The 19,801-nt window shown below is 50.6% G+C and carries 27 protein-coding genes and 1 pseudogene; 8 read left to right on the forward strand and 20 right to left on the reverse strand.

Going from position 1 to position 19,801, the window contains the following annotated elements; all coding sequences use genetic code 11:
* Positions 1 to 61 precede the first annotated feature (61 nt).
* Both DXU84_RS13945 and DXU84_RS13950 read right to left on the reverse strand, forming a co-directional pair.
* Entirely contained in the window at positions 62 to 1,351 is a 1,290-nt protein-coding gene (locus DXU84_RS13945) for an HlyC/CorC family transporter (protein ID WP_013574032.1), read from the reverse strand.
* A 16-nt stretch (positions 1,352 to 1,367) separates the two neighbouring features.
* Positions 1,368 to 2,159 (reverse strand): inner membrane protein YpjD, encoded by a 792-nt coding sequence (locus DXU84_RS13950; protein ID WP_013574033.1) that lies wholly within the window; start codon positions 2,157 to 2,159, stop codon positions 1,368 to 1,370.
* 164 nt (positions 2,160 to 2,323) lie between these two features.
* Here DXU84_RS13950 and ffh point away from each other — a divergent pair, with 164 nt between their 5' ends.
* From ffh to rplS, 5 genes are all read left to right on the forward strand, one after another.
* Positions 2,324 to 3,685 carry a signal recognition particle protein gene (gene ffh / locus DXU84_RS13955; RefSeq protein WP_013574034.1) on the forward strand — a complete coding sequence of 454 codons (1,362 nt, stop codon included), beginning with the start codon at positions 2,324 to 2,326 and terminating at the stop codon, positions 3,683 to 3,685.
* 178 nt (positions 3,686 to 3,863) lie between these two features.
* Entirely contained in the window at positions 3,864 to 4,112 is a 249-nt protein-coding gene (gene rpsP / locus DXU84_RS13960; RefSeq protein WP_015689395.1) for a 30S ribosomal protein S16, read from the forward strand.
* 18 nt (positions 4,113 to 4,130) lie between these two features.
* Positions 4,131 to 4,679 carry a ribosome maturation factor RimM gene (rimM, locus tag DXU84_RS13965; RefSeq protein ID WP_013574036.1) on the forward strand — a complete coding sequence of 183 codons (549 nt, stop codon included), beginning with the start codon at positions 4,131 to 4,133 and terminating at the stop codon, positions 4,677 to 4,679.
* A gap of 67 nt (positions 4,680 to 4,746) precedes the next feature.
* Positions 4,747 to 5,520: a tRNA (guanosine(37)-N1)-methyltransferase TrmD gene (gene trmD / locus DXU84_RS13970; RefSeq protein WP_015689396.1), complete on the forward strand. Its 774-nt coding sequence runs from the start codon at positions 4,747 to 4,749 to the stop codon at positions 5,518 to 5,520.
* Positions 5,521 to 5,568: 48 nt separating this feature from the next.
* Entirely contained in the window at positions 5,569 to 5,916 is a 348-nt protein-coding gene (gene rplS, locus DXU84_RS13975; protein WP_013574038.1) for a 50S ribosomal protein L19, read from the forward strand.
* A gap of 162 nt (positions 5,917 to 6,078) precedes the next feature.
* Here the strand turns inward: rplS and DXU84_RS13980 are convergent, their stop codons facing one another.
* The 13 genes and pseudogenes from DXU84_RS13980 to DXU84_RS14040 form a co-directional block, all read right to left on the reverse strand.
* Positions 6,079 to 6,300, reverse strand: coding sequence for a DNA-binding transcriptional regulator (locus tag DXU84_RS13980; RefSeq protein ID WP_071823644.1), 222 nt, complete (start codon positions 6,298 to 6,300; stop codon positions 6,079 to 6,081).
* 319 nt (positions 6,301 to 6,619) lie between these two features.
* The gene (locus DXU84_RS13985; protein ID WP_228389007.1) at positions 6,620 to 7,516 is read right to left on the reverse strand and encodes a contractile injection system protein, VgrG/Pvc8 family; all 897 of its coding nucleotides are present in this window, start codon (positions 7,514 to 7,516) and stop codon (positions 6,620 to 6,622) included.
* Positions 7,517 to 7,528: 12 nt separating this feature from the next.
* Positions 7,529 to 10,003 (reverse strand): phage tail tape measure protein, encoded by a 2,475-nt coding sequence (locus DXU84_RS13990; protein WP_370461778.1) that lies wholly within the window; start codon positions 10,001 to 10,003, stop codon positions 7,529 to 7,531.
* Entirely contained in the window at positions 9,996 to 10,118 is a 123-nt protein-coding gene (locus DXU84_RS13995) for a GpE family phage tail protein (protein WP_112150974.1), read from the reverse strand. Before DXU84_RS13995 ends, DXU84_RS13990 begins: the two co-directional genes overlap by 8 nt.
* Before the next feature lie 32 nt (positions 10,119 to 10,150).
* On the reverse strand, positions 10,151 to 10,432 hold the full coding sequence (locus DXU84_RS14000) for a phage tail assembly protein (RefSeq protein ID WP_153376003.1): 282 nt from the start codon (positions 10,430 to 10,432) through the stop codon (positions 10,151 to 10,153).
* Between the two features lie 57 nt (positions 10,433 to 10,489).
* Positions 10,490 to 10,720, reverse strand: a pseudogene (locus DXU84_RS14005) (phage major tail tube protein); the annotation flags it as partial.
* 48 nt (positions 10,721 to 10,768) lie between these two features.
* Positions 10,769 to 10,993 carry a TraR/DksA family transcriptional regulator gene (locus DXU84_RS14010; protein ID WP_153376005.1) on the reverse strand — a complete coding sequence of 75 codons (225 nt, stop codon included), beginning with the start codon at positions 10,991 to 10,993 and terminating at the stop codon, positions 10,769 to 10,771.
* Entirely contained in the window at positions 10,986 to 11,327 is a 342-nt protein-coding gene (locus tag DXU84_RS14015) for a DUF5405 family protein (RefSeq protein WP_153376006.1), read from the reverse strand. The genes DXU84_RS14010 and DXU84_RS14015 overlap by 8 nt, the downstream gene beginning before the upstream one ends.
* Entirely contained in the window at positions 11,327 to 11,605 is a 279-nt protein-coding gene (locus tag DXU84_RS25400; protein WP_370461779.1) for a DUF2732 family protein, read from the reverse strand. The genes DXU84_RS14015 and DXU84_RS25400 overlap by 1 nt, the downstream gene beginning before the upstream one ends.
* Before the next feature lie 67 nt (positions 11,606 to 11,672).
* Entirely contained in the window at positions 11,673 to 11,975 is a 303-nt protein-coding gene (locus DXU84_RS14025) for a hypothetical protein (protein WP_153376009.1), read from the reverse strand.
* A gap of 7 nt (positions 11,976 to 11,982) precedes the next feature.
* A complete protein-coding gene (locus tag DXU84_RS14030; RefSeq protein ID WP_153376011.1) occupies positions 11,983 to 12,153 on the reverse strand; it encodes a phage filamentation protein Fil family protein in 171 nt (56 codons plus the stop codon).
* A 2-nt stretch (positions 12,154 to 12,155) separates the two neighbouring features.
* Positions 12,156 to 12,662 carry a phage regulatory CII family protein gene (locus DXU84_RS14035; RefSeq protein ID WP_153376013.1) on the reverse strand — a complete coding sequence of 169 codons (507 nt, stop codon included), beginning with the start codon at positions 12,660 to 12,662 and terminating at the stop codon, positions 12,156 to 12,158.
* Between the two features lie 48 nt (positions 12,663 to 12,710).
* Complete coding sequence (locus DXU84_RS14040) at positions 12,711 to 13,088, reverse strand: Cro/Cl family transcriptional regulator (protein ID WP_228389008.1); 378 nt, start codon at positions 13,086 to 13,088, stop codon at positions 12,711 to 12,713.
* A 121-nt stretch (positions 13,089 to 13,209) separates the two neighbouring features.
* Here DXU84_RS14040 and DXU84_RS14045 point away from each other — a divergent pair, with 121 nt between their 5' ends.
* The 3 genes from DXU84_RS14045 (at position 13,210) to DXU84_RS14055 (ending at position 16,021) form a co-directional block, all read left to right on the forward strand.
* Positions 13,210 to 14,091 carry a phage repressor protein CI gene (locus DXU84_RS14045; RefSeq protein WP_153376015.1) on the forward strand — a complete coding sequence of 294 codons (882 nt, stop codon included), beginning with the start codon at positions 13,210 to 13,212 and terminating at the stop codon, positions 14,089 to 14,091.
* An 83-nt stretch (positions 14,092 to 14,174) separates the two neighbouring features.
* On the forward strand, positions 14,175 to 14,900 hold the full coding sequence (locus DXU84_RS14050) for a hypothetical protein (RefSeq protein WP_153376017.1): 726 nt from the start codon (positions 14,175 to 14,177) through the stop codon (positions 14,898 to 14,900).
* A gap of 71 nt (positions 14,901 to 14,971) precedes the next feature.
* The gene (locus tag DXU84_RS14055) at positions 14,972 to 16,021 is read left to right on the forward strand and encodes a site-specific integrase (protein ID WP_153376019.1); all 1,050 of its coding nucleotides are present in this window, start codon (positions 14,972 to 14,974) and stop codon (positions 16,019 to 16,021) included.
* Between the two features lie 188 nt (positions 16,022 to 16,209).
* Here DXU84_RS14055 and DXU84_RS14060 read toward each other — a convergent pair whose 3' ends face one another.
* The 5 genes from DXU84_RS14060 to DXU84_RS14080 form a co-directional block, all read right to left on the reverse strand.
* Positions 16,210 to 16,389 (reverse strand): ogr/Delta-like zinc finger family protein, encoded by a 180-nt coding sequence (locus DXU84_RS14060; protein WP_013574039.1) that lies wholly within the window; start codon positions 16,387 to 16,389, stop codon positions 16,210 to 16,212.
* A gap of 64 nt (positions 16,390 to 16,453) precedes the next feature.
* Complete coding sequence (locus tag DXU84_RS14065) at positions 16,454 to 17,554, reverse strand: contractile injection system protein, VgrG/Pvc8 family (RefSeq protein WP_153376021.1); 1,101 nt, start codon at positions 17,552 to 17,554, stop codon at positions 16,454 to 16,456.
* A 2-nt stretch (positions 17,555 to 17,556) separates the two neighbouring features.
* Entirely contained in the window at positions 17,557 to 18,027 is a 471-nt protein-coding gene (locus DXU84_RS14070; RefSeq protein ID WP_015689398.1) for a phage tail protein, read from the reverse strand.
* Positions 18,024 to 19,655, reverse strand: a complete 1,632-nt coding sequence (locus DXU84_RS14075; protein ID WP_153376023.1) for a phage tail tape measure protein — start codon at positions 19,653 to 19,655, stop codon at positions 18,024 to 18,026. The genes DXU84_RS14070 and DXU84_RS14075 overlap by 4 nt, the downstream gene beginning before the upstream one ends.
* Positions 19,648 to 19,782, reverse strand: coding sequence for a GpE family phage tail protein (locus DXU84_RS14080; protein ID WP_013574043.1), 135 nt, complete (start codon positions 19,780 to 19,782; stop codon positions 19,648 to 19,650). Before DXU84_RS14080 ends, DXU84_RS14075 begins: the two co-directional genes overlap by 8 nt.
* Positions 19,783 to 19,801 lie beyond the last annotated feature (19 nt).

Genomic DNA, 19,801 nt, shown 5'->3' on the forward strand with positions numbered 1-19,801 from the left:
TTGTGCGGATGACAAAAAAGACGCGAAATTCGCGTCTTTTTTATGTCTGAAATTCAGAGGATTAGCGCTGATTCACACTGCTTTGCAACGGTTGTAACGGACGGACCTGCACCTGTTTGATCATGTTGTCCTGAACATCCAGGATCTCAACTTCATAGTCCTCAATGCGCAGATTAGTACCGATTGTCGGGATCTCTTCCAGCACTTCCAGCAGCATGCCGTTGATAGTTCTCGCTTCTTCGGCTGGCAGATGCCAGTTAAAGGCTTTATTCAGTTCCCGCACGTTCGCGCTGCCTTCAATCAGTACTGAACCATCACTTTGCGGCGTGACTTCTTCTGCCAGCGTTGGCGACATAGACGTCGTGAAATCACCGACGATTTCTTCGAGGATATCCTCAACCGTTACCAGCCCCTGAATATCACCGTATTCATCAACCACGATGCCCACTTTCTTTTTATTCCGCTGGAATTTTACCAGCTGAATGTTCAGCGGCGTGCCTTCCGGAATGTAGTAAATTTCGTCAGCGGCGCGCAGCAGATTTTCTTTGGTGAACTCTTTTTTCTCGGTCATCAGGCGATAAGCTTCGCGCAAACGAAGCATCCCAATAGCGTCGTCGAGTGAGTCTCGGTAAAGCACAATACGGCCATGAGGTGAGTGGGTAAGCTGACGAATAATCGATTTCCAGTCGTCATTGATATCAATACCGACGATTTCATTGCGCGGAACCATGATGTCATCAACAGAGACTTTCTCAAGATCAAGCACGGAAAGCAGCATGTCCTGATTCCGGCGCGAGATATTCGAGCGTGACTCGTTCACGATGGAACGCAGCTCTTCTTTACTGACGGCGTCACTGAGGCTCGTGGTGGTTTTGATACCGAACATTCGCATCAGCAAACGCGAGAGACTGTTAAGGATCCACACCAGCGGCATCATAATGGTTTGCAGCGGACGCAACAAAATGCTGCTCGGAAACGCGATGCGTTCAGGATTCAGGGCGGCAAATGTTTTAGGCAGCACTTCTGCAAACAGCAGTACGACAAATGTCAGTACACCCGTGGCAATCGCTACACCGGCATCGCCGTAAAGACGGATGCCCACAATGGTTGCCAGAGCGGAAGCAAGGATGTTGACCAGGTTGTTACCGATAAGTACCAGACTGATCAGCTGGTCCGGGCGTTTTAACAGCTTTTCGACGCGACGCGCCGCGCGGTTACCCTGTTTAGCCAGGTGACGTAACCGGTAACGGTTGAGTGTCATCATACCGGTTTCGGAGGCTGAAAAATAAGCCGAAACCACCACCATGATGATCAATGTGATGATCAGGGTTGTTGTTGAGACGTGCTCCAACGGGTATTCCTTTTAATTAATGAACCATGATTTGCTGGATCAGGCGACTGCCAAAATAGGCAAGAGTAAGCAGGATGGCGCCCGCCATGCTGAACCATACCACGCGACGGCCACGCCAGCCTTCGTGATAATGGCCCCACAGCAGAACGATATAAACAAACCATGCCAGTATCGATAAGACAGCCTTGTCGATATTCTCTGGGCTGAACAGGTTGTTCAGATAAAGTAATCCGGTGCACAACGTCAGCGTCAGTAAAATAACGCCAATCTGAGTGATGTGAAAAAGTTTGCGTTCAATACTCATTAACGGCGGCATATCAGCCGTAAACGTCAGGCGTTTATTCTTTAGCTGATAATCCAGCCACGCCAGTTGCAACGCGTAAAGGGCGGCAATCATCAGCGTGGCATAAGAGAATAATGCCAGGCCGATATGTACCAGTAAGCCTTTGCTTTCTTCAAGATGCGTGATGAATTCGCCAGGAAGAAACGTCACGAACGCCAGATTGATCAGCGAAAAGCTGTAAACAATTGGCAAAACAAACCAGCCGCGATTGCGCGAGGCTACGATGGTCATCACCGTTCCGATGATTAAACTGACCACCGAACCGATATTGACCAGGCTGAGGTTCTGGCCGGTGCTGACGTCGAAAATACGTTGCTGCAATGCGACAGCGTGGCAAACAAGTGCCACCACAACGGAAATCAGTGCTAAACGCCGGTATGCGCTGTTCTTCCGGATGATGCTCGGAATGATCAGTGCAAGGCTGAGCAGATAGGCCAACATGGCGACGAGAGCAAAAACTGACATAGCGTTTCGGTAGCATCGAAAAGTGAATGAGAACCGCAGTATAACGTTACCCGCGTCACGCTCCAACCTATCTGAGATGCCAAAGCAGAGATCGTCCGCGCTTCGTGTTATAATCCCGCAATTACGTCGCAAAAGCGGCCTGTCATTACGTTGAGCAAGAGACGATGTTTGAGAATTTAAGCGATCGATTGTCGCGCACACTGCGCAATATCAGCGGCCGCGGGCGGCTGACCGAAGAAAATATCAAAGAGACATTACGTGAAGTGCGTATGGCCTTACTGGAAGCGGACGTTGCGCTGCCGGTCGTACGTGACTTCATCAGCCGGGTGAAGGAAAGCGCTGTTGGCCATGAGGTCAATAAGAGTCTGACGCCGGGGCAGGAATTCGTCAAAATTGTCCAGAAAGAACTGGAAACTGCGATGGGCGAGGCTAACACCGAGCTTAACTTAGCGGCGCAGCCTCCGGCCGTGGTTCTTATGGCTGGTTTACAAGGTGCAGGTAAAACAACCAGCGTCGGTAAACTGGCGAAATTCCTGAAAGAAAAGAAAAAGAAAAAAGTACTGGTGGTGTCCGCCGACGTTTATCGCCCTGCGGCGATCAAACAGCTGGAAACCCTGGCGCAGCAAGTTGAAGTGGATTTCTTCCCGTCTGATGCACAGGAGAAGCCGGTTGATATCGTTAGCCGCGCCCTGCAGCAGGCGAAACTGAAATTCTACGACGTGCTGATTGTCGATACCGCCGGCCGTTTACACGTCGACGAAGCGATGATGGACGAAATCAAACAGGTACATGCCGCGATTAATCCGGTTGAAACTCTGTTTGTGGTTGATGCTATGACCGGTCAGGATGCCGCGAATACCGCGAAAGCGTTTAATGAGGCGCTGCCGCTGACCGGTGTGATCCTGACAAAAGTCGACGGTGATGCCCGCGGCGGTGCTGCGCTGTCGATTCGTCACATCACCGGCAAGCCGATTAAATTCCTGGGTATGGGTGAAAAAACCGATGCGCTGGAGCCGTTTCATCCGGATCGTATTGCCTCCCGTATTCTGGGTATGGGCGACGTTCTCTCACTTATCGAAGATATTGAGAGCAAAGTTGACCGCGCGCAGGCTGAAAAACTGGCCAGCAAACTCAAGAAAGGCGACGGCTTTGACCTGACCGATTTTCTCGAGCAGCTCAAGCAAATGCGTAATATGGGCGGCATGGCGAGTATGATGAGCAAACTGCCGGGTGTCGGTCAGTTGCCGGATAACGTCAAATCCCAGATGGATGACAAAGTGCTGGTGCGGATGGAAGCGATCATCAACTCGATGACGCTGAAAGAGCGCGCTAAGCCAGAAATTATTAAAGGTTCCCGTAAGCGTCGTATCGCGATGGGTTCCGGCATGCAGGTGCAGGACGTCAACCGCTTACTTAAGCAGTTCGACGATATGCAGCGCATGATGAAGAAAATGAAGAGTGGCGGCATGGCGAAAATGATGCGTGGCATGAAAGGTATGATGCCACCAGGTTTCCCTGGCCGTTAATCGACGTCACTGCCTATATATCAGCCATATAGGTGGCTCATGCAAAATGGTGGCTAAGGTTTCTACGCTTTAGATTGCTTTTTGCGCCAAAATGAGTAAAATTTTCGGGCTTTTTATATTGCAACCAGACCCCGTTCCCCGATGGGGTCTGGTTGTTTTATTAACTAAAGAGGATGTTATGGTAACAATTCGTTTAGCACGTGGCGGCGCAAAAAAGCGTCCGTTTTATCAAGTAGTAGTGACCGACAGCCGCAACGCTCGTGACGGTCGTTTCATCGAACGCGTAGGTTTCTTCAACCCATTGGCTTCTGGCCAGGCTGAAGCACTGCGTATGGATCTGGACCGTGTTGCCCATTGGGTTGGTCTGGGTGCTACCGTTTCTGATCGCGTTTCTGCGCTGATCAAAGACGCTAAGAAAGCAGCTTAATCTGTCGCGGTGGTGGCAATGAGCAAGCAATCCAATCCAGTGGTACCCGCTGAGCCGTTAGTTCTTGGCAAAATGGGTTCAACGTACGGCATTCGTGGTTGGCTCAGAGTGTTTTCATCCACCGAAGACGCTGAAAGCATCTTTGACTACCAGCCCTGGTTTATCCAGCGTGCCGGTAAGTGGCAAGTTGTCGAGCTGGAAGGCTGGAAACGCCACACTCAGGACCTGATTATCAAAGTCAAAGGCGTTGATGATCGGGATGCCGCGAATCTTCTGACTAATTGCGAAATTGTCGTCGATTCAAAGCAACTGCCTCCACTGGAAGACGGTGACTACTACTGGAAAGACCTTTTCGGTTGCCAGGTAGTGACAACTTCCGGTTACGAACTGGGCAAAATCATCGATATGATGGAAACCGGTTCTAACGATGTGATGGTAGTTAAAGCCAACCTGAAAGATGCCTTCGGACTCAAGGAGCGGTTGATTCCGTTCCTCGATGGGCAGGTTATCAAGAAAGTCGATCTCGCTACTCGCACTGTTGAAGTAGATTGGGATCCTGGTTTTTGACCTCCGTAGTGTTTACTGATGTAAACAACGTCTGGTTGAGCGGTCAAACATTTGGAAGGGGTAGGCTATGTGGATTGGTATAATTAGCCTGTTTCCTGAAATGTTCCGCGCAATTACGGATTACGGGGTAACTGGCCGGGCAGTTAAGAATGGCCTGTTGAGCGTAAATTGCTGGAGTCCTCGTGACTTCGCATACGATCGACATCGTACCGTGGATGAGCGCCCTTATGGCGGTGGTCCCGGAATGCTGATGATGGTGCAACCCTTACGGGAAGCTATTCATGCAGCAAAAGCAGCGGCAGGCGAAGGTGTGAAGGTGATTTATCTTTCACCTCAGGGGCGCAAACTGGATCAAACCGGTGTTTGCGAGCTGGCGGCCCATCAGAAAATTATTCTGGTTTGTGGCCGTTATGAAGGGATCGATGAGCGCATAATTAAAACCGAAATTGATGAAGAATGGTCAATTGGCGATTATGTTCTTAGCGGTGGAGAGTTGCCGGCAATGACTCTGATTGATTCAGTTTCCCGCTTTATACCGGGCGTTCTGGGTCGTCAGGCTTCAGCAGAAGAAGATTCTTTCGCTGACGGATTGTTGGATTGTCCCCATTATACCCGCCCTGAAGTGTTGGAAGGCATGGAGGTACCGTCAGTTTTACTGTCGGGCAACCACGCTGATATACGTCGCTGGCGCCTGAAACAGTCGCTGGGTCGAACCTGGCTTAGAAGACCTGAACTTCTGGAAAACCTAGCTCTGACTGACGAGCAAGAGGTGTTGCTGAGAGAGTTCCAAAAGGAACATCGGCTCAGTCAACAAAACTATGAAGGGAACGCCAAAGCATAACGCGAGGCCGTCCCGATATATCAGTTTACCTAGGGTAAGAGACATATTATGAGCAATATCATTAAACAAATCGAACAAGAGCAGATGAAGCAAGACGTACCTGCATTCCGTCCAGGTGATTCTCTGGAAATTAAGGTATGGGTCGTTGAAGGTTCTAAAAAGCGTCTGCAGGCATTCGAGGGCGTGGTTATCGCTATTCGTAACCGCGGTCTGCACTCTGCATTCACTGTTCGCAAAATTTCTAACGGCGAAGGTGTTGAGCGTGTATTCCAGACTCACTCCCCGGTAATCGACAGCATTACTGTTAAACGTCGTGGCGCCGTTCGTAAAGCTAAACTGTACTACCTGCGTGAGCGTACTGGTAAGTCTGCTCGTATTAAAGAGCGTCTTAACTAAGGTATCGCTAACGCGACATCAAAATACTCTTAGTTATCAAGGGTCTAGCGTAATCGCTAGACCCTTTTTTTATGGAGTGGCGGCAAAATGGCGGCAGAAATTAATCCTATGGCGATAGTGAATAAAAAACCCGCTTTCGCGGGCTTCTTTTAAAGTGTGTTTTCAATGCATCTGGAAGGACTGCTGCTGATGCTTATCTGGGTGCAACTGAACGGCATGAACTGTTCCAGGTTCAACAATGATGTCAGCGATCGACTCATGGGTTTTGAATGTACAGCTGCAATTAATATTTTGGCACTGGTGATAGCGTTCTTTGGTGTTGATGCTCAGATAACGGCTGGAGCGTGCGTGTGCTGCGTGTTGGCATTTCGGGCAGTGCATCATAATAATCACCATGTAATCATTTTTAATCAGATTAAATCATTGTATGTTATTGCTCAAAACATACATCCGGGATTACAGTGTTTTACATTACAGGTGACAAATTCCACAAGGCAGACGAGATGACAAATCAGGACGATATACAAAGCGCGATCCGTGACGCTAACGAAAGGGAACGCTATATCTGGCGTCGTGCCCGTTGGTTTATGAAGGCCGTGTGTGTTGGCCTCCTTATATACGCACTCTTCCCAGTGGTGTTTTGGATATACTACTGTTTTTAGGAGTGTTTTATACGCTCACCTTGAAGCTTAGCATCAATCATTCACAGCCTATCGTCCCCGCTCGCCTCATAACTCACATCCGACAGCAATACCTCCAGATTTAGCGTCGTCACAAATCCACTGCCGCCCAGGCTGTGCGTTACCTTGCTGATTATCCAGGGCTGCGCGTCGATCACGGATTTAAATCCGGACACGGCTACCGGCGTCTCCGGAAATAAATCCGCCCGCCCGCGAGCCAGGGAGATCGAGAACTCCGCGACACCGCGCTGGAGTTTGTCCCACTTCGCCTGAGCTGCCCGCATCGCGGCCTTTTGCGTGGCGTAGATGGTGGTGAGGGCAAACACGTTTTCATCACTGCCCGCCAGGTAATCCCCTTCCTTAGCTTCCGGCGTTTTCTGCACTTTCGCGCTGGTCTTCTTTGCCTTCGGATGCTGCAGGGCGCGCAGGTACTGCACTTTCGGTTTCCGCTGCACCTTCACCTTTTTTGGCTTCGGGTCTTTGGTGTGCAGCCAGCTTGCCGAAACGCCGGTATAGGCGCCACGGTCAGCGATATTAAACGTATGCCCGTCGCCGTCGCAGCGGACAATGGTCATCTGCGGGATGGGCTTCCCGCTCGCCGTCTTTGCCGCGCCTGGCTTGATAAACAGCAGGTTGCCCGCCTTGATGGCAACAACCGCGCCGTTCAGTTCCGCCAGGCGCGTGATAAATTTCGCGTCCGTTTCCTGGGTCTGGTCAATGTGTGAGACCTTTACGCCCCTGAACGGCCCGGCAACGGCGGGCTTGAGGTTGTTCCGCGCCGCCACGGCGGACACCACCGCCACCAGCGTCGTGTCGTGATAAGAGTTGTCGCGGCGGGAATTCAGGCTGCCACGGTAGTCCGCACTGCGGGCGCGGATGGTCAGCAACTGAAACACAAACAGTCCGAGGGTTAACATCATGCGGACATCTCCTTAATCGTTATCCATGCGGGAACGTTGCTGGGCGGCGCGGGCGCGGTCACGGGCTTCCAGCTCGGCGCGGATCTGGCGGCTGGTGTCCTGGACGCCTAAACCCGCACCGGCGGCAATGGTGTAATGGTGCGTGCTGCGGTCGATATAGCTGCGCCCGCCGCCGACGGACACCGGCGTATAACCGCCACCCAGCAGGCCGCCCGGCGGCGGGGTGATGGGGGCAGGATTATCCAGCGGATGCGCTTGCGGATCCCCGTCGCCGGATTGCTTCGAACGCCGGTCAGCCTTATCCGCCGTTTTATCAATGTCTGCCGATTCATCCTTGATGATGCCGAGTTTCTCCAGCAGCCAGACCACGCTGCTACGCAGCTTATTAGCCACCTGCAGCGGTGCGGTCAGTGCGTTAGCGACCAGGCGACCAAACGACACCCCCGCATCTTTACAACTGTTCAGCTTTTCCTGCGTGGATTTCACCGGTTGGATCAGGTCTTTAAACCACTGCCACAAGACCTTGAGCTTGTCCCCCAGCCAGTCAAACACCGGCTTAAGCGGTGCAAACATCTCTTTCACCGGTTCGAACGCCACCCCCAGCCCTTCAATGACGCCCGCAAAGAAGGCGCTGATCGGCTCCCAGTATTTACGGATGAGCAGCGCACCGGCGACAATGGCGACACCGACGGCAACAATCGGCCATGTCAGGCCGCCGATCACCGTTGCAATCGCGCCGCCCACCGTGCCGAGAATTGTCCAGAGCATCCCCGCAGCGGCGACAATCAGATTAATCCCGCTGATAACCGGACCGGCCACCAGGCCAAACACGCCCAGCGCGCCGATAATCAGCAGCGCACCGCCCGCAATTTTACCGAGCGTGGCCGCCAGGGCTTTATTGTTCACCACCCACTTATCCAGTTTGAGCACGTAGCCGGTGGCGGTCTGCACCAGTTTGCGCAGTGACGAATCCTGCTGATCAAACAGGTCAGTCCCGACCGCCTCATAGGCGGACTGAAATTCCTTAAAGTCACCGCCGAGGTTGTCCTGCATGACAGCCACCAGCGCCTCGGTTTTGCCGTCCGAGGTTTTGAACGCCTGGGTAAGCTTGTCGAGCTTGCCCGACGTTGCGCCGTCCATCAGCACCATCGCCGACGAGCTGGCCTCTTCACCAAAGATGGCTTTCATGTACTGCGCACGCTGCGCATCGCCGAGCTTGTTTTTCGCAAAGCTCTTTTGCATTTCTTTCAGGATGACAAACAGCGGGCGCATGTTGCCTTTGCTGTCCGCCGTTTTTACCTTCAGCTCACCGAGCGCGGCAGCGGCGGTGCCCGTCGGTGCCTGCAGGCGGGTAATGACCGCACGCGCACCGGTGCCCGCCATCGAGCCGGTGATTTTGGCATCGGCCAGGGCAGCGGCCATCGCCGCCGTTTCTTCGACGCTGATACCGGCCTGCTTTGCCACCGGTGCGGCATAGGTCATGGTGTCAGACAGCCCCTCAAAGGTGGCGGCAGACTTATTCATGGCCGATGAAAGCACGTTACCGATGTGTGACACGGTGTCATTGGTCATACCAAACGCAGACTTCACGCCCATCAGCAGGGTGGCGTTTTCCTCCATGGTGCGCTTGTTTGCCAGGGACAGATTCAGAATGGTCGGCGTGGCCGCCAGAATGCCGTCCTTGTCCGCACCGGATTTCGCCACGATGATTTGCGCGGCGGCGGCATCATCAGCCGATGCGGCGGTGTTGTCGCCGAGCTGCCGCGCCTGGGTGCGCAGCGCGGTCATATCGGCGGAGTCTTTTTCCAGGCCGAGCGTTGCCTGCAATTCTGAGTTTTTCTGCGCAAAGTTAAATCCGGGCATCAGCAGCCCGACACCCGCCGCCGTGCCCGCCGTCGCAATCCCGACACCGGCCGCACCCGCACCGGTCACGCTGCCGGCCAGTTGTTTACCGGCCTGATACCGGCCTTTCACCGCGTTGAGTTTGGCCTGCTGCGCGCTCACCCGTGCCAGGGATTCTCGCTGCCGGTTGAGCTGCGCGGTGGTTTCGCTGATGGAGGCTTTCAGGCGGCGCTCAGAGTCAGACAGCGTGCGCGTGCTGATGCCCGCCTGGCTGAGCTCCGTGCGCTGACGCTGCACCGATTGGCGCAGCCCGTTGAACTGGGTCTGCAACTGCGCGGCGGTGCGCTTCGCCGATTCCATGGCCTGCGCCTGGGCGCGGGTCGGGCTGGCGGTGTTTTTAAACTGAATCGCCAGCGCCGCCGCTTCCGCTTTAGCGTCTTTCAGTTTCTGGCCGGTGACGGCGAGCTGCGCGCTGGATTTTCTGAAACCGTCAATCTTTCCGGCCTGGGCGTTCAGGTCTTTGAGGGTGGTCTGCGAATTTTTAATCTCTCCGGCCAGCGCCTTACTGGCGTTCTGCACCGATTTAAACGGGCGGGTCGCCTGGTCAACCGCCTTTAACAACACCTCTAACTTTAAGTTACTCACTGTCGGTGGCTCCGCTGCGCTGCATGGCCTTATGACGCCACACCAGCAGCTCGGTCAGCGTCATCGGGTTCAGTTCTGACGGCGGCCAGTGAAAAATCACCGCCACGTCCGCCATCAGGTCATCAACGGTCAGTGCCGCAGGGAGTTTTACTGTTCCGACTTCGGCGATAAAAAACCGATCACCTTGCCAGCCAGCGTAATCAGGTCGGGCAGGTTCAGGCTTTTGCAGTCCTGGGCGGTCAGGTTCGGCACGGTAATACGCGGCAGAATGACGGTCAGCGCATCAACGTCGGCATTCGCCAGTGCCGCCAGGCCAATCCCGCGCAGGTGTCCGGCGTTCGGCTTGATGATTTCAATCTGAGTGATCAGGGTGTCGCCGCGCTTGATCGGCTCTTCCAGGGTAACGATGTTTTCATTGTGTTCTGACATAGCGGTGTCTCTTATTCAAAAGGGAGTGAAGCGCCGGTGTCCGGCGCGGGTTACGGGTTACAGGCCGATGTTTTTGCGGTGCTCCGCCACGCGGTCAACGCCGCCGACGATTTCCACCATGTTCACGGTATCGACTTCAATCACGTCTTTACCGTCAATCGTGAGCTTGAAATAGGTACACTGGGTGGTGATTTTGGTTTCGGTGTCTTCACCCTGCTTGTACTCGCCGAAATCCATTTCTTTGTGACGTCCGCGCAGGGTGACTTCCACGGCGGTGGTGTCGCCGGTAGCCCGCATTGATAGCGGCCAATACAAGCAACACCACCGCGAATATGATCACTGGTTGCCTCGGTAGTGTTTGGCATTGAGTTCACTAAGTTCTTTGCAATACACGCAAAACTCGACACCAGGCAGAGCTGCGCGGCGTTCTTCGGGAATTGGGCGATCACAATCAAGGCAGAACATTGCGGAAACGCCCGCAACTGGGGCGCGGGCAGCTTGTATTTGTGCAGCCAGAATCAGGTCTGCACGTTCCTGAGCGGTGTCGATAACATCAGCCATTTGCCACCTCCGGTTGTTGCAGTTTTACCAGTGCAGCAAATACCAGATCGGCAGCGCGGTTGTACTCATTGCGCATTGTTGCCGCGCTGGTGATTTTCTTAGCCCATATAGCGCGATCAACACAGCGGTTGATGAATTCGGTAGCAAGGGAAAACCTCAACTGAAACACAGCCAGCGTGGAACAATACTGTGTACGGGTTTCTTTATCTGTCTTGATTTCAGCCAGAATCAGGTCGCCGTTCTTTTTAGGGATGATGGTGAACGCCAGATCGATATCAATGCGCTTTGCCATTGCTGCCGCCATTTCTGGCGTGGCTTCTTCATGTTTCATCATTAGTGCAGGTCTCCCGCTTCATTTTGAATGCGGGTGGCTTCCTGGCGTAAGGCTTCGGCAGCTTCGGTTCCGGTCATTTCTTTTTGGATGATGAAACAGGCGATAGCTTCCAGGCGGGAGGCAAACACCTGCGCACGATTGCCGCGTTCTTCATTACGTGCAGCATTAAGCATTAAGGTCAGCTCACCGGTGTAATCACCCTCAGCCGACCCCATATCGAAACCGACAACCGACAAACCAGCAAAGCCGTGGCGAGATTTATTAATCATTTCTTTCATGTGTAAAACTCCTGTTTTTGGGCAAAAAAATGCCCGGCGGGTTTACGCCTATTAATTTGAATGCGGGTTAGTGTTTAATATTTATTCTGCAATCGTCTTCACTAATAAATTTCGGCAGGGTCTCAGTTAATCCCAGTAAAGAATTTAGCGCCGCAACTACTTGATGCCTTTCAGTCGGCGTTAATTCTGCAAACTTCATTTCAACATGACGGTTTTTCAGGCCAGCGTGAAAGCAGATTGTTTTGCGCATATGCAGCGGCTGAGTATCAAATGTTTCCTGCGCTACATTCTTTCTGAAATCAAACATCTCTTTAATGCGCGAAAGATGTTTTTTGCCTATTTGAATATGCTCTTCATTAATTAAGGACATAATCACCTCAACTAAAAAGGCGCTTTAAAAGCGGCTTTGTATTTCTCACTGCCTGCGGGGCAGTGGCTTTTGAGATTAAAGGACTCCAGCGCTTCCCGCCTGGCAGCTCAATGCAACCATGGCCGAAATGACGTGAAGGACTTTGCTGTTTTAGCAGCGGAGCAATTGAGATCACCATGTTCAGACCATCCCGTTAGTGGCAACACTTGCGACAGCGCCAACAACGGAGGCCAGAGCAGGTGATGCTTCTACGCGCCCTTGCATCGCTAAACCGATCAGCGAAAGATGGCGAATGCCAGCATTCACGCTTTCCATAATTGCGTTTTTAGCCTGGCGTGTGTGGCGTTCCTTTGAAACTGCGCATGCAGCTACTGAACCAAGAGCCGCAGTTGCATGAAGCGTATAGGCCGCAATGTTGTCCTCTGCCAACTCATTAACCGGAACCGCGGGCATACAATGTAATTGAGCCAGCAGCCCATCGATCAGCGTAGGATCTTCTGTTAAATCTGTAAGAATCAAAAGTTCCTGACAGCTTAAATTGTGGTGCTGTTCAGGATTTAGCTTGTTTCTAAGCACCTGCGAGCTAATGCCCATCTCTTTAGCAATTTCTGCAACATTATGTTTTCTAACGAAAGCTGTACATGCGGTGTCAAAATGAGGTTGTTTAGATACCCGATAATCAAACATGACATTCTCCTGCAATTCTTGAATACTCAAGATTAACTAAACGCATCATTAACGAATGTACTTACAATCCTTCGCCTGCTGATGTTGCTTAGCACGCCAGGCCGTCATGTTGATGAGAGTGCGTGATTTTGTGACCGTGCTTTTTTTGGTTGAGCGGCTTTTTGATGTGTCTTTAGTCGGGGCTGCCAATAGAACGCCGTCTTCAAGCCATTGCCACACAAGGCGTTCACTGATTCCAGCAGATGATGCAAAGTCGCGAACAGTTACAGATTCAGCGGTATTGATACCAACAGAACGAGCTAGGTTTGGCAGTAAAGCTTCTACTAACGCAGGAACCAGCAATGAAACTAACTGGTTAAGCTGAGGAATTGATGATGGGATTTCTTGAAATTGAACGGGTGACTGCGTTGCAATTTGGGGTGCCATATCGCATTATCTCCGGTTAAGTGTGTTTTTAGTGCAGTGTTGCGCATCTTGGTCGATGAACGACACTTTAATTCTCAAAAGAGTTTATGTAAACCTCTTTTGAGTTCGTATTGAGGTGATTATGCGTTCAGAGAAGGGAAATGCTGCCGAGATTTTAGAAAGACTTCTTTCTTCTTATGGGGTTACGACTCAAAAAGAGTTAAGTGAAAAACTCGGAATTGCATCAAATAGTATTAGTAACTGGTTGCAAAGGGGCAGCGTTTCGGGCAACGCAATCATTGACTGCGCGCTAGATACAGGTGCCGACCTATCTTGGTTAGTTTTTGGAAAGTTCACAGATGCAAGAATTGGTGAGTTTGAACCACCTCCGATTCGCGGTAGCAAATTGCGTCAACAACTTCTCAATGGCTCAGGCGGAAAGGCCTTAATTCGTCGCATCATGGATTCGTACGGGTTCAAAACCCAGACCGAACTTGGTGATTACTTTGAGCTATCTTCGGGGACGATCAGTACGTGGATACGGCGTGACTTCTTTCCTGGTGAAGTTGTAGTCACATGTGCAATAGACACAGGTGTGCCTTTGTATTGGTTAGCTACCGGTCAACAACTGGTACTAAATTTGGCACAAACCCAAAATATTGCTAACACCAGTGAAACACCAAAATCATCTCAATTATTGAGCGTTTGCAAATATCAATTATCCGCCGGTCAAATGAAAGAGTCTGGTGAGGTACTCACTGACCCTAAAGTACTGCAACCAAATATTAGTAAGCCAGCCTATATTTATTCAGGTCGTTTTATTTGGCTTGCAGATATGGCAGTTAAAAAAATTGCAAATGGAAAATGGCTTATCGATTTGGACGATAATGTTGATGTTTATAGTATTTCTAGGTTACCTGGTAATAAGTTACAAGTAAAAAATGATACTACTGAATTTCAATGCTCCTCTGATGATATAAAAGCGATTGGTTTGATTATAGCGACCACAGAGATACATGTTTAAGGACTGATAAATAAATGGACTTAATATTATTTAAAGTATGAGTATTTATAAATACGGGATAGTTATTAACTAAGGATATCTAAATGGGAACTTTACTAGCATTAATTTCATTTGCAGCATTCATCGCCTTTTTCGTTGGGCTTGCTAAACCTGAACTTGTTCTTATGCCAAATAGAAAACGCTCAAGTTTGGTTTATATAGTTGTCTTCATAGTTGCTGCTGTAGCTGGTGCGAAGCTCGATCCAACACCTAAGACCACTGTAGATACCAATACCAAAAGTGAGCCGAAGGCCGCGGAACCAGCTAAATTTGAATACGCTGATTTATCTTTAAGCGATTATCGACGCGAAGCTCAGGCGACACGACATGAAATTATTGGCGACTATGTAAAGTTTAAAAAAATTGACACTAAAAGTAGTGATTCATTCTATGCGTGCATGAGTGAAAATAGTTTATTGAAAGATGGGAGCCTACCTTTAAGCACGGTCTTAGGGTGGTGCGAGGGTGAGTATGAAACAAACCCTGCTGCCTTATCCAAACGTATAAATCTCGATGCATTTCAAGCTAATTTTAGCGGGTGGAATGGGTCATACCGCCCACTTGAAAAACTCATTAAGAAAAGTATGAATGATGATGACTCTTACAAGCATGTTGAAACGGTATCCAGCATTGTTTTAGGAAAGGATCCTCATGGTATTGTCAAAACAACTTTCAAAGGAAAGAACGCCTACGGGGCCGTTGTTAAGGAGCAAGTTGCCGCGAGAGTAGATTTAAATACAGGTGACATCGTCAGTATCGTTCAAAATTAAATCATCTCTAATTAGCCATGTATTAATTTTTTGAGCATGGCTAATCACATCATTTCTTTTGTAGGTGCTGCATGACCGTAAGAAAACTTCCCTCAGGACAATGGCTAGTTGAAAGCTACCCAAACGGGCGCGACAAAAAGCGCCTGCGCAAAACCTTTGCTACCAAAGGGGAGGCTGTAGCATTTGAAACCTTCACCCTAGAAGAAACTAAAAATAAGCCGTGGCTCGGTGAGAAGGAGGATCGGCGTAAACTCAGTGAGCTTATTGAGCTTTGGGATAAGCTTCACGGGCAGACGCTTTCTGCGGGCAAGTCTCGCATGGGGAAGTTACGTATTATTTGTAACGGCCTCAAGGATCCAATTGCCTCACAGTTAACTGCAAAAGACTGGTCTACATATCGCGGCAAACGGCTGCGTGGAGAGATCAGCAACGGTTATCATGAGAATCCAGAGAAATGGATTGCCAAACCGATAACAGTGAACAGAGAGCAACAGTATCTTGATGCTATGTTCAACGAGCTAAAACGATTAGGTGAATGGTCGCTACCTAATCCTCTTGATGGCGTGCGAACCTTTAAAGAAGAAGAAAAGGAAATGTCCTGGCTCACAGACGCGCAGATCAAGGAACTGATTGCAGCATGTGAACGCTATGGAAAAGATAACCTAACTTGTATTGTCAAGATTTGCTTAGCAACAGGAGCGCGCTGGAGTGAGGCAGAAGGGTTGAGCCGTTCTCAATTATCACCAAATAAACTGACTTTTTTTAAAACCAAGGGTAAGAAAAACCGGACCGTCCCGATCGCAGACTGGCTATATGATGAACTAAAAGTGATGCAGGGGAAGATGTTCAAACCATGCTATCAAGAGTTTAAAAAGGCGCTAGCCCTGACCGATATCGAATTACCAGAAGGGCAAAAAACGCATGTCTTACGACACACTTTTGCCTCTCATTTCATGATGAATGGCGGCAATATTTTGGTGCTACAGCGCATACTCGGTCATGCCAATATTCGCGAAACAATGCGCTATGCGCACTTTGCTCCAGACCACCTGGAAGAGGCAATAAATTTGAATCCGTTAGCTTTCAAAAATGGCGGCAAAGTGGCGGCGAAGGTTGCATAGCACTGCATTTCATTGCGGTAAGTATTGATTTAACTTGCTGAAAAATAATAAAAATATATATAAATCAATATCCATCCTTAAAAGCGTCTTAACTAAGGTATCGCTAACGCGACATCTACTAGTTAATATAGAACAAGGGGTTAGCCATCGGCTAACCCCTTTTTTTTACATCAGTGACTACAAAATGGCTACGCAGTGGCAGGTTGGCTACCCGGTTTTGAGATAACCCGGGCGACTGATTCATGCGTCGCAAAAGTACAACTGCATTTGATATTCTGGCACTGATGATAGCGTTCCTTGGTCGATTCACTCAGATAGCGGCTCGAACGCGTATGGGCTACTTTTCCGCAAAGTGGACAATGCATCATAAAAACCTCCGGCATAACAGGTAAGCAATGAGGTAATTATGAACTTATAACTCGCAAAAGCAAGTTATAATTGCAAAATTGACGACTGATAAGTGATATCTGCAATATAAGGTTTCAGAATCAATTTAGTAGTAAAACCTTTCTCATTAATCTCATGCAGAGCGGAATCAATCACCCAGCGCTGACTGTCGATCACGTCTTTAAACCCTTGCACATTGACCGGAGATTGCGCACTCAAATCAGCACGTCCCAGGGCCAGCCGTATGCTGAATGTTGCGGCATCATTCTGAATCTGATTGAACACTGAATCCGCAGCCCGCTTAGCAGTCTCTTCGTCAGGAAATATTTTGCCCAGTTCAAGAACATTTGTCCCGGATCCCGCGATGTAACTGGCAGGCTGGGCTTCTTTGCCTTCTGCGGGCGAACGCTTGAGAGCAACATTGCTGGTGGTCGCCGTTTTGAGATCATGCCACTGCGCCTTCACGCCATCGTATGCCTTCTTATCGACCATCTGATAGTTGTGGTTATCGCCGTCACTGCGGACAATGGTTTTCCAGGGGATTGCTTGTCCGGAAGAGGTTCGACCGGTGCCTGCTTTAAAAAATAAAATTGCGCCGTTTTTAACCGTTACCTGCGCACCGTAACGTTGTGCCAGCCGGGTGAGAAAGTAGCTGTCCGTTTCGCTGGTCTGGTCAATATGCGGGATCTTAACGCTATCAAGTTCCTGCGGGATTACTGGCAGATCTAATTTATTCCGGCTTGAAATGATTCTGACAATCGCGCCGAGCGTGTAATCATCGTAAGACTGGCTGATTTTGTTATCAAAGGAACCGCGGAAATCTGCGCTGCGGGCAACCACACCTATTTTGTCCGGAGAGCCGGAATGAGTGACTGTATCGACCGTGAAATAGCCGCAGTCATAGAGCGCCTGTTTCGACCATCCCAGATGCAGATGCAAAACGGTGCCGCGAACGGGCATTTGCAATTGCCCGTCGCTGTCATCGAAGGTTAAATTCAATGTGTCTGCGGTAAAACCGCTGTTATCCGTGACAGATAAACTGATGATCCGAGCAGAGATATTTTCTTCCAGCACCTTATTTTTTATCGTCAGCGTGAATGCGGGCGTGATGCGTGCGCCAACGGGTAGCTGCAAATCAGTAAGCATGATCAGACTCCGCTGGCGAAATTGTTGAGTGCCGAACTGGCCTTGTTATATAAGCCCTCGGCCTGGGTCAGCAGATCGCCGAACATGGCGGCCTGCGATTCATCGACGCGCGTCAGATTGAGCGTGAAATTGATGCTTCGCGCCTGGCCGCTGGAAGTAAACTCGGCATTGTCATTGGCTATACTTTTGATAACGAACATGCCGTAAATCGTGCCACTGCCTTCAATGAGCGGCCATGCCCGCCCTGAATCTGCCATGCTCTGCAGTGCCTGCAAATAGCGCATGCCGCCGGTCATTTCAGGCAATAATTGCCCGGTGATTTTTATCGTTTCCTCACCCAGCCCGAGAAACTGAGAGACCGGACGCTGTCCGAAACGCGCGTTCGCCCCCCAGCCATAGTTCACCTGACGGTTCGTATTCTGATAGGGCAGCGTGCTCAACTTAAACACAAATAAACCCAGCGACATCATCATGAGTAAATCCCTCCGTTGTTGTACTGGCTGAGGAGATTGTTGGTATTGTTCCATTCCCGCTGGTTAATGGAATCCTCGATCCAGGCTCTGACCTGGTTATGATCCGTCTCCGGGGTAGCGGTGAAACTTAAATTTACCGTCGTTGCCCGGTTATCCGTCAGGTTGTTGGCCACGCTGCTTTTAACTGGCTGATACAGGTTCAGCGCACCGCCGGTTGGGGAGATGCCATCTAAGGGCGGTGTTGAAATATCCGGGCGTTCAGCGGGTTCATTGTCACCAAAAATGGAGTCCCATCCTTTTTTCGCCCAGCTAAAGACTTCGCCGATTTGAGAGACGGCTTTATTCAGCGTGACGAAAATCTCTGCGATCGCTTCTCCGACCTCTTTGCCGATATCAGTGAAGCCGCTCAGGGTGTCCTGAGTGAAGTGGATTGGCTCAAACAAATCCGTAATCCATCCCAGCGCGGTTTTGAACGGTGTAAACGCGCCACTTATTGGCCCCATTGCCGCAGTAAATCCGTCAATTACTCCGCCGACAAAGGCACTGATCGGTTCCCAAAGTTTCACTACGGCGATCCCGATCCCGGCAATCAGTGCGATGACGGGCAGAAGTGGCAACCCGATGGCCGTGAACGCTGCGGCAATCATGCCACCGGTACCGGTAAAAATAGTCCCAAGCAAACCGGCTCCCGCCATCAGCATACTGATGCCGCTGAGCACCGGCGCGATGACCATGCCGAGCGCACCCATACCGCCGACAATGCCCGTGATGCCTAATGCCAGACCGAGCAGGGAATTCACCAGCATAGGATTATCGGTGATCCAGGTATTGATCGTGCCCAGCCAGCTGGTAGCCGTTTGCGTCAGTTCACGCAGGGCGGCACTTTGCCCGTCAAAAAGATTGATACGGATAGTGTCCCAGGTGGCAAATAACTTAGTGATATCGCCATCCAGATTGTCGCCTTTCACGGTCACCGCCATCTGCGCAGCAGGCGTTGCGCCATTCAGTGCCGCCGGTGTTTGTTCCAGAACCTGATCGGCATTCATTCCGCCTTTCGCTAATGCCTGCTGTCTGGCGACAACCTCCGCTGGCGAATGGCCGGAAGCCGCCATCGAAAGACTTTGCTGACGCAGAGCGGCAACGTGCGGATCGTCATTTTTCAGTCCGAGGACCGACTGCACTTCAGCCAGCCCGGCCTCCAGATCTGCACCCGGTTTGAGAAAAGTTTGCGCCAGCGCCAGTTTCGGTTGTGCAAAGGAAAGGGCTGATGAGCTGATATTTTTTAACTGGCCAATTTTCAGTTCGCGATTTTTAAACTGTTGCCCGATCTCCAGCCCTTTCTGTTCCATTTGCATCGGGCGTTGCTGCCGCAACTTTTCTGCCGGCTGGCTGACCACCGCCTTTTTCAGGCCGGAAAATGCCTGCGTTTCGGTTTCGCTGTCCGGGGCGAAAAGCGACTTTTCAAACTGAAGGGAAGCATCAGTGATGTCTTCTGAGACGACGCTGAATAATGTCTTCCCGGGCAGCATCAGCAGGTTTTCTCTGACCTTGTCGGTTTCGGCCCTGAAGGCGGCCAGATCCTGATTTATTTTTTCCAGCGTGTGAGGTAACTGTTCGAGATTACTCATCTGTTTTTACTCCGCTGCGTTGCAGTGCCTTATGTCGCCAGTTCAGCAGATCGGTGAGTGACATACCGTCCATCTCGGACGGCGGCCAGTGAAATATCACCGCGATATCTGCCATCAGGTCATCCACGGTGAGGCGGGGCGCAATA

This window comes from Rahnella sp. RcJ3 (genome assembly GCF_009498575.1).
GTDB lineage: Bacteria > Pseudomonadota > Gammaproteobacteria > Enterobacterales > Enterobacteriaceae > Rahnella > Rahnella aceris.

What these genes read in the sequence shown, in the direction of transcription:
- rplS (WP_013574038.1), top strand. Translation starts at nt 5,569, where the DNA reads ATGAGCAATATCATTAAACAAATCGAACAAGAGCAGATGAAGCAAGAC.
- DXU84_RS14030 (WP_153376011.1), bottom strand. Translation starts at nt 12,153, where the DNA reads ATGGTGATCTCAATTGCTCCGCTGCTAAAACAGCAAAGTCCTTCACGT.
- DXU84_RS14050 (WP_153376017.1), top strand. Translation starts at nt 14,175, where the DNA reads ATGGGAACTTTACTAGCATTAATTTCATTTGCAGCATTCATCGCCTTT.
- trmD (WP_015689396.1), top strand. Translation starts at nt 4,747, where the DNA reads ATGTGGATTGGTATAATTAGCCTGTTTCCTGAAATGTTCCGCGCAATT.
- rimM (WP_013574036.1), top strand. Translation starts at nt 4,131, where the DNA reads ATGAGCAAGCAATCCAATCCAGTGGTACCCGCTGAGCCGTTAGTTCTT.
- DXU84_RS14010 (WP_153376005.1), bottom strand. Translation starts at nt 10,993, where the DNA reads ATGGCTGATGTTATCGACACCGCTCAGGAACGTGCAGACCTGATTCTG.
- DXU84_RS14060 (WP_013574039.1), bottom strand. Translation starts at nt 16,389, where the DNA reads ATGATGCATTGTCCACTTTGCGGAAAAGTAGCCCATACGCGTTCGAGC.
- DXU84_RS13985 (WP_228389007.1), bottom strand. Translation starts at nt 7,516, where the DNA reads ATGATGTTAACCCTCGGACTGTTTGTGTTTCAGTTGCTGACCATCCGC.
- DXU84_RS14075 (WP_153376023.1), bottom strand. Translation starts at nt 19,655, where the DNA reads ATGAGTAATCTCGAACAGTTACCTCACACGCTGGAAAAAATAAATCAG.
- DXU84_RS14065 (WP_153376021.1), bottom strand. Translation starts at nt 17,554, where the DNA reads ATGCTTACTGATTTGCAGCTACCCGTTGGCGCACGCATCACGCCCGCA.
- DXU84_RS13980 (WP_071823644.1), bottom strand. Translation starts at nt 6,300, where the DNA reads ATGATGCACTGCCCGAAATGCCAACACGCAGCACACGCACGCTCCAGC.
- DXU84_RS14040 (WP_228389008.1), bottom strand. Translation starts at nt 13,088, where the DNA reads ATGGCACCCCAAATTGCAACGCAGTCACCCGTTCAATTTCAAGAAATC.
- DXU84_RS14070 (WP_015689398.1), bottom strand. Translation starts at nt 18,027, where the DNA reads ATGATGATGTCGCTGGGTTTATTTGTGTTTAAGTTGAGCACGCTGCCC.
- DXU84_RS14025 (WP_153376009.1), bottom strand. Translation starts at nt 11,975, where the DNA reads ATGTCCTTAATTAATGAAGAGCATATTCAAATAGGCAAAAAACATCTT.
- DXU84_RS14045 (WP_153376015.1), top strand. Translation starts at nt 13,210, where the DNA reads ATGCGTTCAGAGAAGGGAAATGCTGCCGAGATTTTAGAAAGACTTCTT.
- DXU84_RS25400 (WP_370461779.1), bottom strand. Translation starts at nt 11,605, where the DNA reads ATGAAAGAAATGATTAATAAATCTCGCCACGGCTTTGCTGGTTTGTCG.
- DXU84_RS14000 (WP_153376003.1), bottom strand. Translation starts at nt 10,432, where the DNA reads ATGTCAGAACACAATGAAAACATCGTTACCCTGGAAGAGCCGATCAAG.
- DXU84_RS14015 (WP_153376006.1), bottom strand. Translation starts at nt 11,327, where the DNA reads ATGATGAAACATGAAGAAGCCACGCCAGAAATGGCGGCAGCAATGGCA.
- DXU84_RS13950 (WP_013574033.1), bottom strand. Translation starts at nt 2,159, where the DNA reads ATGTCAGTTTTTGCTCTCGTCGCCATGTTGGCCTATCTGCTCAGCCTT.
- ffh (WP_013574034.1), top strand. Translation starts at nt 2,324, where the DNA reads ATGTTTGAGAATTTAAGCGATCGATTGTCGCGCACACTGCGCAATATC.
- DXU84_RS14055 (WP_153376019.1), top strand. Translation starts at nt 14,972, where the DNA reads ATGACCGTAAGAAAACTTCCCTCAGGACAATGGCTAGTTGAAAGCTAC.
- DXU84_RS13995 (WP_112150974.1), bottom strand. Translation starts at nt 10,118, where the DNA reads ATGGCGGACGTGGCGGTGATTTTTCACTGGCCGCCGTCAGAACTGAAC.
- rpsP (WP_015689395.1), top strand. Translation starts at nt 3,864, where the DNA reads ATGGTAACAATTCGTTTAGCACGTGGCGGCGCAAAAAAGCGTCCGTTT.
- DXU84_RS14035 (WP_153376013.1), bottom strand. Translation starts at nt 12,662, where the DNA reads ATGTTTGATTATCGGGTATCTAAACAACCTCATTTTGACACCGCATGT.